This window comes from Tichowtungia aerotolerans, assembly GCF_009905215.1.
In the GTDB taxonomy this organism is placed as follows: domain Bacteria; phylum Verrucomicrobiota; class Kiritimatiellia; order Kiritimatiellales; family Tichowtungiaceae; genus Tichowtungia; species Tichowtungia aerotolerans.
Genome location: NZ_CP047593.1, coordinates 3,288,558 through 3,302,215, shown reverse-complemented (window position 1 = coordinate 3,302,215; position 13,658 = coordinate 3,288,558). Strand labels below are relative to the sequence as shown.

Annotated in this window: 7 protein-coding genes and 1 pseudogene; all 8 read right to left on the bottom strand. The window is 51.0% G+C overall.

Annotated features, from left to right (window positions below):
• Window positions 1-45: 45 nt before the first annotated feature.
• Entirely contained in the window at window positions 46-1,548 is a 1,503-nt protein-coding gene (locus tag GT409_RS13425; RefSeq protein ID WP_160629575.1) for a tetratricopeptide repeat protein, read from the bottom strand.
• 15 nt (window positions 1,549-1,563) lie between these two features.
• A pseudogene (locus tag GT409_RS16175) lies at window positions 1,564-2,307 on the bottom strand (glycosyltransferase family 2 protein).
• Window positions 2,308-2,480: 173 nt separating this feature from the next.
• Window positions 2,481-4,631 carry a sulfatase family protein gene (locus tag GT409_RS13415; protein ID WP_160629574.1) on the bottom strand — a complete coding sequence of 717 codons (2,151 nt, stop codon included), beginning with the start codon at window positions 4,629-4,631 and terminating at the stop codon, window positions 2,481-2,483.
• A 214-nt stretch (window positions 4,632-4,845) separates the two neighbouring features.
• Window positions 4,846-6,213: a sulfatase-like hydrolase/transferase gene (locus GT409_RS13410; protein WP_269844936.1), complete on the bottom strand. Its 1,368-nt coding sequence runs from the start codon at window positions 6,211-6,213 to the stop codon at window positions 4,846-4,848.
• 62 nt (window positions 6,214-6,275) lie between these two features.
• On the bottom strand, window positions 6,276-8,174 hold the full coding sequence (locus GT409_RS13405) for a sodium:solute symporter family protein (RefSeq protein WP_233231563.1): 1,899 nt from the start codon (window positions 8,172-8,174) through the stop codon (window positions 6,276-6,278).
• Between the two features lie 101 nt (window positions 8,175-8,275).
• On the bottom strand, window positions 8,276-9,811 hold the full coding sequence (locus GT409_RS13400; RefSeq protein ID WP_160629572.1) for a sulfatase-like hydrolase/transferase: 1,536 nt from the start codon (window positions 9,809-9,811) through the stop codon (window positions 8,276-8,278).
• Window positions 9,812-9,825: 14 nt separating this feature from the next.
• A complete protein-coding gene (locus GT409_RS13395) occupies window positions 9,826-11,871 on the bottom strand; it encodes a family 20 glycosylhydrolase (protein WP_160629571.1) in 2,046 nt (681 codons plus the stop codon).
• Between the two features lie 97 nt (window positions 11,872-11,968).
• The gene (locus GT409_RS13390; RefSeq protein ID WP_160629570.1) at window positions 11,969-13,543 is read right to left on the bottom strand and encodes a hypothetical protein; all 1,575 of its coding nucleotides are present in this window, start codon (window positions 13,541-13,543) and stop codon (window positions 11,969-11,971) included.
• Window positions 13,544-13,658: the final 115 nt, after the last annotated feature.

The following is a 13,658-nucleotide window of genomic DNA, read 5'->3' as shown; positions in this document are numbered from 1 at the left end:
TTGAAAAACCTGGAGTAACGAGTGTCCGAACATCGGGCGTTTCGGCTAGCGGGCCAGATGCAAACGATATCCTTCGTAACGGACGCGAATGGCTTCAACGACTTCGGGGGCACATTGCTTCCCGGCCAGCTCCAGAGCAATGCCGGCGGCCTTGACTGCCTCCGCATAACGCTGCTGATCGGCATAGGCGGAAGCTAAATTATTGTACACTTCAGCCCGTCCGGGGCTTTGCCGGATTGATTTTTCAAAGTGTTCGATGGCCCGGTCCGTTTTCCCTTCGACCAGAAGCAAGGCTCCGAAATTACTGTGTGCGATCGGATTGTGATCGTTATGAGCCAGGACCCGCGTCCAAAGCGCGGTTCCATCACGCCATGTGGCGGTTTGAATTCGTGCGGCAACAGTTAAGGCGCAAATAATTCCTGCCGCCAGAATCGAAACCGCGAGTTGACGGTTTCGAGTGACCGCCCTCTCACTTACCAGCCAGACAATGGCGATGACCAAGCCGATTTGCGGAAGATAGGTATAGCGGTCGGCGTGAGCCTGGGTTCCAACCTGCAGGATTCCAATCACCGGAACAAGCATCCCCGCATACCAAAACCAGCCTATGAAAAAACTCGGACAGGTTTTCAGTTTGCGCACAGCAACCACCGAGACGGCGCCCAGAAATACCACAGCACCGGCAACCTGCCACAGCGGAAACAGTCCGTCACGTACAGGATACAAGGCTGTCAGTCCCAACGGAAGAAACAGCTGCCGGATATAAACCATATATGAAATGACTGCATTCTCAATTCGCCACAAAAACGGAAAGGCATTGACTGATGCAATGGCTCCGCGCTGCGCCCATACGGTAATACCGCAAAACAGAGCCGCCAGCAGAAGCAGTGGTGTTTTTTCCAGGATGAGTCTACTGGTTTTTTCAGACGAAAAGCGGTTGAGCGGCCAGAAGTCCAGCAGAAGCAAAACGAACGGAAGGGTCACCAACATGGATTTGGAAAGCAACCCGCAGACAAACAGCACCAGAACCGGCATGTAATAACGCATAGAAAATGAACGGCATGTGTAGCGTTGATATGCACCCAGCGTTAAAATAAAAAACAGCCCGCTGAGAAGGTCTTTGCGTTCCGAAACCCATGCCACCGATTCTGCCCGTAATGGATGAACCGCAAACAGTGCGGCGACTACAGCACTGCGCCAGACTGAACCGGTCATCGAGCGCAGCACCAGAAAGAGGGAAAGAACGGCAGCCATGTGCAGAACAAAGTTCGTAAGATGAGGACCGAACGGATTCAACCCGTATAGCTGGCAGTCGAGCATATGGGAAAACGAGGTTAACGGGTGCCAGTTGGCGCTGTGCGGATTCATCAAAATCCACTTCAGGCCATCCAGAGTCACACCGTTTGCAATGTGCGGGTTCGCATAAACATAGGGTCCGTCATCAAAATTCACGAAATCAAAAGAAACCGTCTGTCCGAATACGATACAAACGAGCAAAACCAAAAGAAGGAAAATCCCGGCAGTGGCCCGTCGTTCAGATGGTACGTCCATTAGACTACTCCAGATTCAGCGAAACAATCGGGACCGCAGCAACCCTGCCCGGCAGAGGCGGAAACAAACCCCTGTCCACAGACATCCGACTCCATACTGAACGCTTCGGCGAAAATTGATCGAAGAGGCTTCCGGAAAATATTTGGTGGGACAGCTCACTTCTGCAATGGTGACATCCAGCCAAAGAATCTGCGCCAGCATTTGGTTATCAAAAACAAAATCATCGGAGTTTTCCTCTAGAGGAAGTCTCTCCAGCAGTTCACGAGAGAAGGCTCGATATCCAGTGTGATATTCAGACAGCTTCGCGCCGAGCAGAATATTTTCAACCAGAGTCAAAAACCGGTTGGAAACATATTTCCACCACGGCATGCCGCCTTTGAGCGCGCCTCCTCCCAGAATGCGCGAACCCAGCACACAGGAATAGAGTCCGTTTGCAATCATTGCCGCCATCGCCGGAATCAATGCCGGAGTATACTAATAGTCCGGATGAACCATAATGACGACATCTGCACCCGCTTCCAACGCCAGACGATAGCAGGTTTTCTGATTGCCTCCGTACCCGCGATTTTCTGGATGAACATGCAGGGTCACATGCTCCAGAGTGCCGGCAATTGCAGCAGTCTCATCGCAGCTGGCGTCATCCACCAGAATCACTTCATCAACGATCTCCTGCTCCATCACCGAGTGATAGGTTTCTTTCAACGTTTCCGCTGCATTATAAGCAGGCATTACAACCACGATTTTCTTGTCATTCAGCATGGTTGCACTTTTTCAAAAGTCCGAAAATAAAGCAAACCCCGGGTTTTCAAACATTGACCATTTGAAGCTGAACTCCGCAGCCCCGCCAGCTGCCACCAGCACATACAGAAACAAGGAAGAACCTCCGAAGCATTGCGGATCCGGCATCCAAATGGATTAAGAAACCTAATCCGCTATGGCTCTGCATGGAAAGAAAACCGCTTCACCAGCCCGGCCGGACCGGTCATTTTTTCAGGGAACAATGTCATTTCGAATCCGCTATACCGCAAACCAACAAGACCGGGACACGAAACGCGATCTTCCGCCAGAACCTGCCCACGGGTCAGATCCTCGGCTTTAGCAACCGCCTCCCCGGAATCAAGGTCATATGAAACGGACACTTCGATTTCGTCACCCGGGTTCCACCTTTTGAAGACATGGTCCGACCAGCTTTTACAAACCAATTCTCCGTCACAAAAAACAGACCACCACAAACGTCCTTTATTCGGGCCGGCAGTGATAAACCGGACACAAACCGTATCCGCATTCATGTTCTGGATATATTTACTGTTTTCACTGGAAATGCCGACATTCCAGTTAATGCTGTGCGGAACCGCGGCTCCACTCTGAACAAACACGGCTGACGCTTCCACCCGCCCGGCACCGAGTCCCTGTCCATCGAACTGCCGGGTCATGCTGAATCCGTTTTTACTCATATCAACCGTAACACCGTCCCGGGTTGCCTGACCGGGATGACCGTTCGGCGATTTCCAAACCTTGGAAATTTTTCCGTCAAAGGTTTCCGTAAAACCGATCTTTTTTCCAACCTGGGGGAAATCCCGTTTCGCTTTTTTCGGCGGGGCGGCTTTGCGAATGCCGTTGCGGATTTCCCAGTCGATTTTCTGCTGCGCCACATGCTCTTCGTAGGCGCGGCCATACGCCGGATCCAAAAACGGGTCGTCCGTGGCTTCACGCCAACTTTGAATCTGCTGCTCAAATTCCTGCACGGTCTGTTTGTATTCGGGATTAACCGCAAGGTTGTTCAGCAGGAACGGATCGGACTGTTTATCAAACAGCTCAACAACCGGCGGGCGCTCCACGGCATCGTAGGCCGTGCGCAGCTGCGTGCCTTCATACTGCGGCTTCATCACTTCGTGCCACGCGTAACAGTAGTTGTGTCCTTCGAGCGGGTTTTCGAGTTCCGCAGAAGCAAGGTTTATCACCAGCTGATAACGACCGTTCTGCATCGCATAGCGCGGATAGTAATGCCACGGAACATGAGCAATAAACTCGGTACCAAGCCACTCGCGCCACGTGGATAATCCGGATTTCATCAACGGCTGAAGCGGTCGCCCGGTCTGCCGCTCGTCTGTAATTTTTCCGCCGGCAGCGGTTACAAAGGTTGGAAACAGGTCGATGGTGGATACCAACTCGTCGCGCACCAGTCCGGCCTGGGCATGGCCGGGCCATTTGACCAGCATTGGAATGTGCGTAGCGGTTGCATAGGCTGAAATTTTTCCGCGCGTCAGATCAGGACCGTGATCGCCGATCAAAACAATCAGCGTGTTGTCCAAAGCGTCTTTGGCATCGAGCATTTCCAGCAGCTCGCCGACACCGGTATCGAGGCGCTGAATGCAGGAATAATAATCGGAGTTTTCCATGCGCACCTCCGGCGAATTAACGGCCAGGAACGGAACCGGAACGGTGTCATCCGGCGGCAGAGGTTTTTCAGGAAGCCCCACCCGAACCCTCGGAAATTTTTCATTGTATTCCGCCCCGTAGCGGCCGTCGCCGCCGCCGCGATGCGGATCGACATAACTCATGCACAGCAGGAACGGTTTGTCCTGAGGCGAGCCGTCCAGCCATTGGTCGGCCTGCGCGTTCATCCAGCGCACGTCGCGGTCAATCATCACTTTCTGCGCATTTTCATCCCGCAGATCCCACTCAAAAAGATGCTCCGGCTCGTAATGAGTTTTGCCGATGATGGCCGTGCGGTAGCCGAGCGCATTCATCGCATTCGGAAGTTTAGGAACGTCGTCATGCATTTTTGCCCAGCCCTGCTGCGAAAGCGAATACATCCCGTGCTGATGCGGATACAAACCGGTCATGATGCTGCCGCGCGACGGCGAACAGCTCGCCGCTGTCACATGCGCCTGAGTAAACCGCACGCCCTGCTCCGCCAGCTTATCAATGTTCGGACTGACCGCGTTGGCATCGCCATAGCACCCGAGCTGCGGACCGAGGTCGTCGGCAATAATCAAAAGGATATTTGGTTTCTCTTTTGCCTGCGCAAAAGAAAAAACAGTGATCGCTGCCGCGGTCATTAATAAACTGCATTTTTTCATCTCATCTTCCTCTTATCGCTTTCCGCTGCGCGGTTAGGCGTTCGCTGCATTCCTGTCGACCCACCCGGCACGAATTGATAATCAACCGACAGGAGTACTATCCTATTGTTTTGCATTAGATCAAGAAAAAGCCCGACATCAATCGGGCTTTCGCAAAAATCCATAAAACGGTTATCCGGTCAGGAGATAACGGCAAGTCGTTCAAAAATGCGCTCTAATAATCGCGTCCATTCAGGCTTTGGAGCACGGAGCCCTGCCAGTTCTCCATCTTTGCTCTCATGGAGTCCGCCCGCTCCGGCATCTGATGGATCAGATTGTTTTTTTCGTACGGATCGTTTTTCAGATTGTACAGGGCAAACGTCGGCACTTTTCCGGCCTGCTGCCTGCGGTGCAGTTTCCATGGCCAGTCCAGCCAGGTTGCATGCCCCGGCGCAGAGTCCTCTGGATACTGTTTTTCCACGCTACCCGCATCGGTGTCCTGCCAGTCGGGGTTGCCGATTTCTTTCCCCTCTGTCTGCGCGGCCATCATTGCTGCAAGAAGCCGGTCGCTCCATGTCGCCCGTCCGGGCGATGGATAGCGCCAGAAGCCGATCGGCTTCGGCCGCGCGGTCATGGTGTCGTCGATCAGCGGAACCAGGCTGATTCCATCCATCGGATACTGATTCGACACAGAGGTTTTCGTGATTTCGAGCAGTGTCGGATAGATGTCTGAACTGACACAGGGAGCATCGGTGATCCGCGGGGAGGAAATCCGGGCAGGCCATTCCAGCAGGGCCGGAACCCGCAGCCCGCCTTCGAGCAAAAGACCTTTTTTGCCGCGCCCGCCGGTGGAGCGCTCGTCCAGTCCGCCGTTGTCGCTGGTGTACCACAGGATGGTGTTGTCCCGAATTCCCAGTGTACAGATCTCGCGGCGCAAGCGACCGAATGCTCGGTCCATGGCCGTGATTTCGGCGAAGTATCCTTTAAACGGATCATCTCCGTATAATGCCAGGTCTTCTTGCGAGGCTTCATGCGGGTCGTGCGGCGCGGCAAACCAGACCAGCGCCAAAAACGGCTGATCGGCATCAACCTGCTCGCGAATAAAATCGATGGCCCTGTCCACCACAACATCCGAACTGTCACCATGGCACTGCACCACCACTCCGTTGCTGCACATCAGCGGGTTCATGTCGAAAAAGTTGGGCGCAGAAAACCACTCATCAAAACCGCTGTTACCCGGATTGACCGGGCTGGTCTTTTCCAGCGATCCCAGATGCCATTTCCCGAAATGCCCGGTTGTATATCCGGAGGGTTTCAACGCTTCAGCCAGCGTGGTGTCCTGCGGGCGCATCGGGTGCCCGTGGTTGACCACACCGCAGCGGTTCGGGTTTCGCCCCGTCAGAATGCTGGCACGTGTCGGCGAACAGACGGGAGCCGCTGCATAAAAACGGTCGAACCGCAGCGAAACCTTCGCCATTTCGTCCAGGTTCGGCGTTTTCAAAAGCGGATGATCGTTGTAGCCGACATCTCCCCAGCCCTGGTCATCAGCCATCACCAAAATGATGTTGGGATGCTTTTCTGACGTCTCGGCCGACACGTCCATTTACGTACAAAAACCCAGCACGGCGCCTGCTGCCAGTGTACCTTCAGAAAACCAAAACCGCTTCATGAGTCTCCCTCAACCCGCATTCGCTGCGCATGGACATGCAGTTTTTTCCATACGACAAAGATAAAGATTCCTGATGCCGCCGAAACGGTACCGAGCACGGTCGCCTGAAGAACGTTGGCGTAGACCAGGCTTCCGATGCAAAAGAGCGCGCTGTAGACAAAAACACATCCGATGAAAACACACAGGATTTCCAGCGGGACTTCCCATGATTTTCCGTGTTCTTCTCCATCGATCATGTCGCCTTCCGAAACCGCTTTATCGATCAGCTTCTTCCAGCCGGGCCCTCCCGGCTGGCATTTGCGATAAAAGGAACGAAGAGTCTTTTCGGACTCCGGCCGGGTCAACAGCGTTCCGGCGATCCATGCAATGGTGGTTCCCAGCACGGCAATCAGGAACTTCACGCTGCTGCCGGACAGGGTGAATGTGTCGGTGACCTGCAGATCGAGCAGCGCCTCACGGTCGCCGTTGAAACCGAAGGTGAGCACAGCCGCCACGAGCGTTGTGAAGATCATGGCCGAAATTTCGCTCCAGGCATTAATGCGCCACCAGAACCAGCGCAGCAGATAAATCGCGCCCGACCCCGCACCCGAAAGCAGCAGCAAATTGAACGCCTGCGTTGCATCCGTCAGCAGCATCGAAAGTCCGCCGGCAAACACCATCAGCACCACCGTGCAGGTCCGGCCCATGCGAACCATTTCCTTTTCCGTGGCGTCTTTTTTGACGAAGCGTTTGTAAAAGTCGTTCACAGCATAGGAAGAGCCCCAGTTCAGATGCGTTCCGATGGTGGACATGTAGGCCGCAATAATGGAGGCGATAACCAGTCCGAGAAAGCCGGGACTGAGCCGGGAGATCATGGCCGGATAGGCAATGTCATCACCGACAATGCTTGGGTCGATGTGTGGAAATGTATTCTGAATGTCCGCCACCTCGGGATAAACCACCAGGGAGGCGAGTGCGACGATAATCCACGGCCACGGACGCAGGGCGTAGTGGGCAAAGTTGAAAAACAGCGTCGCGCCGATGGCGTTTTTTTCGTCCTTCGCAGAAAGCATGCGCTGGGCGATGTATCCGCCGCCTCCCGGCTCGGCCCCCGGATACCAGGCCGCCCACCACTGGACGGCGAGCGGCATCAGCAACATCGGGACCCACATGTTCGGATCATGAAGGTCCGGAAAAATCCTCAGTTTACCGGCCACATTGGGATGGGACAGAAGATCGGAAAGACCAAACTGCGCGGCGCTTGCGCCTGCGCTCCCGGCGACCACTGCCCCCGCATCTTTTACGGATGCAATGGCTGCCCAAACAGCTCCAAACATGGCGATGGAATATTGGAAGAAGTCCGCCCAGATACATCCTTTGATTCCGCCGAGCGTGGCATAGATCACGACCCCGACAGAACCAAAGACAACGCACTGCAGTTTGCTGAACCCGAATAGAAGCTGGCCGTATTTAATGATGGCCAGCGTAACCGCGGCCATAATCAGAACGTTGAAAAACATGCCGAGATAGACGGCACGGAATCCCCGAAGGACCGCCGCCGGGCGGCCGCCGTAGCGCAATTCATAGAACTCCAGGTCTGTCATCACGCCGGAGCGCCTCCAAAGTTTGGCATACACAAAAACCGTGATCATCCCGGTGATCAGAAACGCCCACCAGTACCAGTTCTTTGCCACACCGCCTTCGCGCACCAGACCGCAGACCAGATTCGGCGTATCGGCCGCAAAGGTGCAGGCAACCATGGAAATCCCAAGCAGCCACCAAGGCATCCCGCGCCCACCGAGAAAAAAGTCCGCGGAACTTTTTCCGGCCTGCCGCGACTGCCAAATCCCGATTATGATGACCGTCACGAAAAACGTTCCGATAATCGACCAATCCAATGCAGTTAGATATATCATACTCTTTCTTTGTATTTTAAGGCGTGTAGATTTTCAGGCCATCCAGATAGATGGTCCCTATTTCCATTATAATGCAAATTGCTTGCGTATACTCCAATTCATCAGAGTTCATTCTCAAATAGAGGAGCCGTCCGGTTCAGCGGCGGATACGGCCGACCCGTAACGAGTTCTCCATTCTGCACAAATCCTTCCGGGCGGCCCTCAAGTCTTTTCCTCAGCCGTTTTCTCCACATTTCAAGCTGTCCGGTGAAACTATCGGCCAGAGAAAGGTCGTTTATTTCAGAAGGATCATGATCAAGGTCAAAGAGTTGCTCTCTTCCCGTGGCAGGGCGCCAAATATATTTATACCGACCATCCGTTAAAGCATGAAACTCCTGCTCATCGCTGTAACATCTGGCGTGCTCAAAATGAAGCACTTCACGGATGTTTTGACGCTTGCCTCTCAAGACGGGAACCAGGTTCGTACCATCGACACAGGATGGAGCCCGCACGCCAGCCAAAGCCAAAACCGTCGGCATAATATCTTCAAGGCAAACCGGCTGCCGATTCCGTAATCCATGTTCTAATCCCATCTCAGGAGAGGCTGCAATGATAAACGGGATATTTGCAGCCCCCTGATAAGGTTCACATTTCCTGAAATATCCATGATCAAAGAGCATTTCACCATGATCGCTTGTGAAAACAATCACCCACGGTCTTCCAGCTTTTTCGCTTCGCTCTTTGAACTGTCGGATTAACGAGTCAATTTCCGTATCGATCTGCTCGATCAAGCCGAAATAACCGGCCTGTGCCCGCCGACGTCGCTCGCCAGAAAACCATATGCGGGTATAGGGAGGATGCCCTTCTGAAGGCACCGCATCCCAATCCACCCAGTTCCCTCTGGCAGGCTCTGGCAACGCAGAAGTCATATGCTGATCAAAGTATTTTTTTGGAGAAAACAACGGAGGATGCGGCGAGTAAAATGAAGTCGTCAGGAAGAGCGGCTTATCTGGCGACTCATTGCGAATAACGTCTTTAGACCGCGCAACGGTCCATGCCGTTGGGTGCAAATGATCACTCAGCGGCCACGGTCTAGACGGCCAAAGGTTAATGGAGTTTCCGGACGAACGAATAAGGTTCCTGATACCTCCACTGTTCGGGGCTTCTCGCCTCAGAAAACGGTCGTAGTCATCATTTTCTTCATAGGTGGAGCCCAAGATGTTCTTTTGATATCCGCAGGTTCCACTCTCCGGCCTTTGATGCATATTCCGTCCGACAAGCACCGTGGAATACCCATGACTGGCCAACACGTCAGGGAGAGTCGGCGTCGTGATTGTTTTTGCAGCAAACCCCACCACACCGCTACTTTGCGGGGACAAACCGGTCAACATTGCATATCGTGCGGGAATACAGGATGGAACCGTTGCATACGCTCGTTCAAACAGGACTCCATCAGACGCGAGCTTATCCAAAGTCGGCGTCTTTACCACAGGATGACTCAGAACCGACAAACAATCGCCACGCATCTGGTCCGGCATAATCAGTAGAATATTGGGCTGTCTATTGCTCCTACCCGCAACACCCCCAAAAACATCCCCTCCTACCGCATACACCAACCCTGCAACAGAACCTGTTTTTACAAAATCTCTTCTTTGCATAACATGTTCCTTTGTTATTGATTATTTAATAAAGAAAAACGGTGATCCAACACATCAAGCCGAGACAGGAAATCCTCGACTGGCTTGGAAGGATAAATATTCCAGACTCGTTCACTCAGTGCAGCTAGACGTTTTCGTATGCTTGGAATTTCTGCTTCTGCCGACTGTTCCCAAGCGCAAATTTGCGCACCAATCACATTAGCCTTCTCAGACACTTCCAGACCATTTATGGCAAGTGATTTTGAACTCCAATTTTCCCACCGGTAAATATTCCACTGATAGATCTCTTCGGGACTCCACCGACGCTTATTGACAATATAAAGAGGCTTCCAACTGGTATTAATGATGGTATATCCTTCCTGAGCAAGCTGTCGTGGATCTTCGTAATATGACTCGAACGGCATTACAATGACATCCTTCGGAATATCAGTCCGCCCCCCCAACTTAAATCCCTCCCAAACAATCGTTTGCTTCCCGTGACTCTTTACAATTTCATTCATCCGGACAATGAAATGGTGATATAAATCGTGAAGGTCTTCTATGCCGTTCTTTTTCATATATTCCATAGCGAACTCATCCCTCTCCCACTCCTCAAATTTCACTTCATCTGCACCAATATGAAAATAAGGGGTAGAAGAAAAGATTTCACACACTTCACCAATCAATTCATCCAACAAATCATAGGCTTCTTCTCGACCTGCGGAAATGGCCGACCATGGCTGATGACTAATTGCCACATAATCCGGCAATGCCTGAATTAAAGCTCGGGAGTGCCCTGGAACGTCTATCTCTGGAACAATTGTAACGCCACGTGAACTTGCATAATGTTCCAACTCATACAATTCACTAAAAGTATAATGTCTTGCCGGCGTCGAAACCATTGGTTGAATTTTTGAAGGTAAAGTCCACGATTGATTATCTGTGAAATGAAGGTGGAGATAATTGATTTTATACCAGCGACATAAATCAACAAGTTGTTTGACCGCATCCACAGGATGCCATTTTCTTGCCAAATCAACCATTAGACCTCGATACGAACAATCGGGAGAATCGGTTATGACAGCCTTCGAAAGCTGAACAGAACCGCCGGCTTTTTCCTGCTCCATCAACTGCCCCACGGTTACAGTCCCGAATGCCAGAGCTGAATAACTCCCCCCTTTTACAACCACCTGATCATTTATTATAATCCGGTACTGAGTCTCTTCCAGCATCGGATCAATCTCAAGTAACACATCGCCGCGAGACCCTACCTTTCTTATAATTGCCAAATCCAATCCAAACAAATGAGCCAACTCTTTTTGGAAAACTTCAGCTAACGGCTGGATTTTGTTATTTTGAATACAGATGCTCGTTCCACTTTTCACCTCCAACATCCCAGAACCAAATGATATTTCTTTCGGCCAAGGAATTAAGCTGTGCTGGCTCACGCCAACATCAGATTGCAATAACACAGCATCATTGGTTGTCGAGTTGACTTTCCCGAAAATCTGGACAGCACCTTCCCCTGTTGTTAAATCCTCCAGATATCCACATCCCCACTTGGTCGCCCTCCAAAAATAAATTCTAAATTCAACAACAGATTCTATACCATCAAACTCAGCGAGCTCTAAACGAATGGTTTTCTCTTCCCCTCGAACCAGATCGGTAGCTAGCAAGTTTTTTGAAAAGTTATCCACACTGGATCTCACAGCGATTTTTTCAGCACCATCCCCAACCGCTGATTTAACATTTAAAACCAATCTGTCCAGAGCCATCGTTGCCCCGGGAACAGGAGCGATCTGAAGTTGCAAATAACGATTTATGGCTAAAGAACCGGTATTTTGAGAAAAAAAGGTCATCCGAGAAGCGTGTCTACCGTATCCTGTTTTAAGCTTCGTCTCATCTAGCTTGATCCGGCTCTTATTCTTATCGATTCTTGCCGCGACCACAGGCTTCCACACTGAATTCAACTTAAAACCACCGGGCAGACCAGAAGTATGCCATTCTGCCAAAAGATCCGCCTGACATCTGAAAGAGATCGCTGTCACGACAATCATTCCCGCTATTAATATCTTCTTCATATCCCACCTATCACTGTCACCAATCCGTAGTTTGTCTCGGGGCTGAATGTGTCCCTCGTCAAAGGACGAGGGAGGACGAGCCCTTGACGGAAAAATTTTACTCAATAATCAGACGAATGAATTTCTGTTTATTCACGGTATCTAAAGTATTGGTAACAAAATCCAATACTCCACCCGTCACATTCGTCCCCGTCACCTGGTATCCCGCATTGGTTTCCCAATTTCCTAAGAGATTTGTTGACACAGCAAGGGAATAAGCCAGTCCATTCGGGTAACCAGACCGCTGCGGATAAACATAATTACACACATTGGTTCCATCCAAAGCCAGAATGTCAAACTGGGGGGATGTTCCTTGAACTAACTCATCGGTCGGATCCCCGCCTAGTCCGTACTCGTAAAGATTGTTTACCCCGTCGCCATCGTAATCGGCAACTTCAGAACCAATTATGTTGGTTCCGCCCCATTGATTGGCCCAATCTGCATAACTGGAAAAAGATCCCGGAGAGGTTATCCCGTAAACTGAAATTGCATCTGTTCCCGAATCTAAAGGGTATGCGATCCCCCAACTTACGGCCCCCCAGAGATAAACCCGAAATTCAATCGGCGATTCAATTTCGCTGAAACTGGAATCCAAAATCCAAGTAACCTTATTGTTCTGGCCCCTTGTTAACGTAATGTAATTCTCACCGCCTATATTGTTGGAAAAATTATCTACACTGGAACGCAATGCGATTTTCACCGCTCCATCAGAACCATCCACCGTATTGGTCTGCGAGTAGATATTCATTAATATGCTCGAAAACGTAATTTTTTGCCCCAGCGGGGTCATAACCATTTTCATATACCGAGAGGCTGATAAAGCCGGGTTATTTTGAGGAGCCCCTGTCATTTTTTTCGCCGCCGCAGACCAGTCGCTTCCATCCAACGACGCGAACGTTTGATTGCTGGCCACCCCGTCATGCACGAAGTCCGAGTTCCACACAGGATTATCAACAAACCCTCCGCTCAATCCATCAGTACTCCATGATGCGATTGTATATTCTGGTGCCGTTGTTCCATAAACAGAGATGGCATTATTTCCAGAAACATCTTTTGGATAGGCCAGCCCCCATGTTGTGGCCCCCCACAGATACACCCGAAATTCTATTGAAGATTCAAGTCTATTAAAGTTTGCCCCCAACTCCCACGAAACTGAATTATCCTCCCCTCGTGTCAACGTAATATAATCAGCACCTCCAATGTTACTGGAAAAGTTGTCTATACTGGAGCGCAATGCAACTTTAACAGATCCCTCATACCCCCGATCCGTGGCAGTTTCAGAATAAATATTCATCATCATATTCGTTAATGTTACCGACTGGCCATCCTCCGGGGTAATAATGATCTTCATATATCGGCCTGAAGAAAGAGCTGGATTATTTTGAGGCGACCCGGTCATGCCTGCCGCCGCTGCCGACCAGTCACTTCCATCCAGCGTTGCAACCGTTTGATTACTGACCATTCCGCCGTGCGCAAAGTCTGTGTTCCACACAGAATTAGCAGCAAACCCTCCATTTAATCCTTCGGTACTCCACGTCACAAGGAGTTCCCCAAAACCGGAAGGCACTGTCATCAGTAATAAACAGATCAAACCTGCCAGTTTTCCAACCTTATTTGTAATGTATATATTCATATTTCCCGTCCTCTTTTTACAGAGCTGGTTCAGAGGCTCCTGTCCCCGCAAACCCGCTCTTAATTTTCAAACTATTATCCCAGTCAAAAAGATAAATTAAATAACATAACATTTG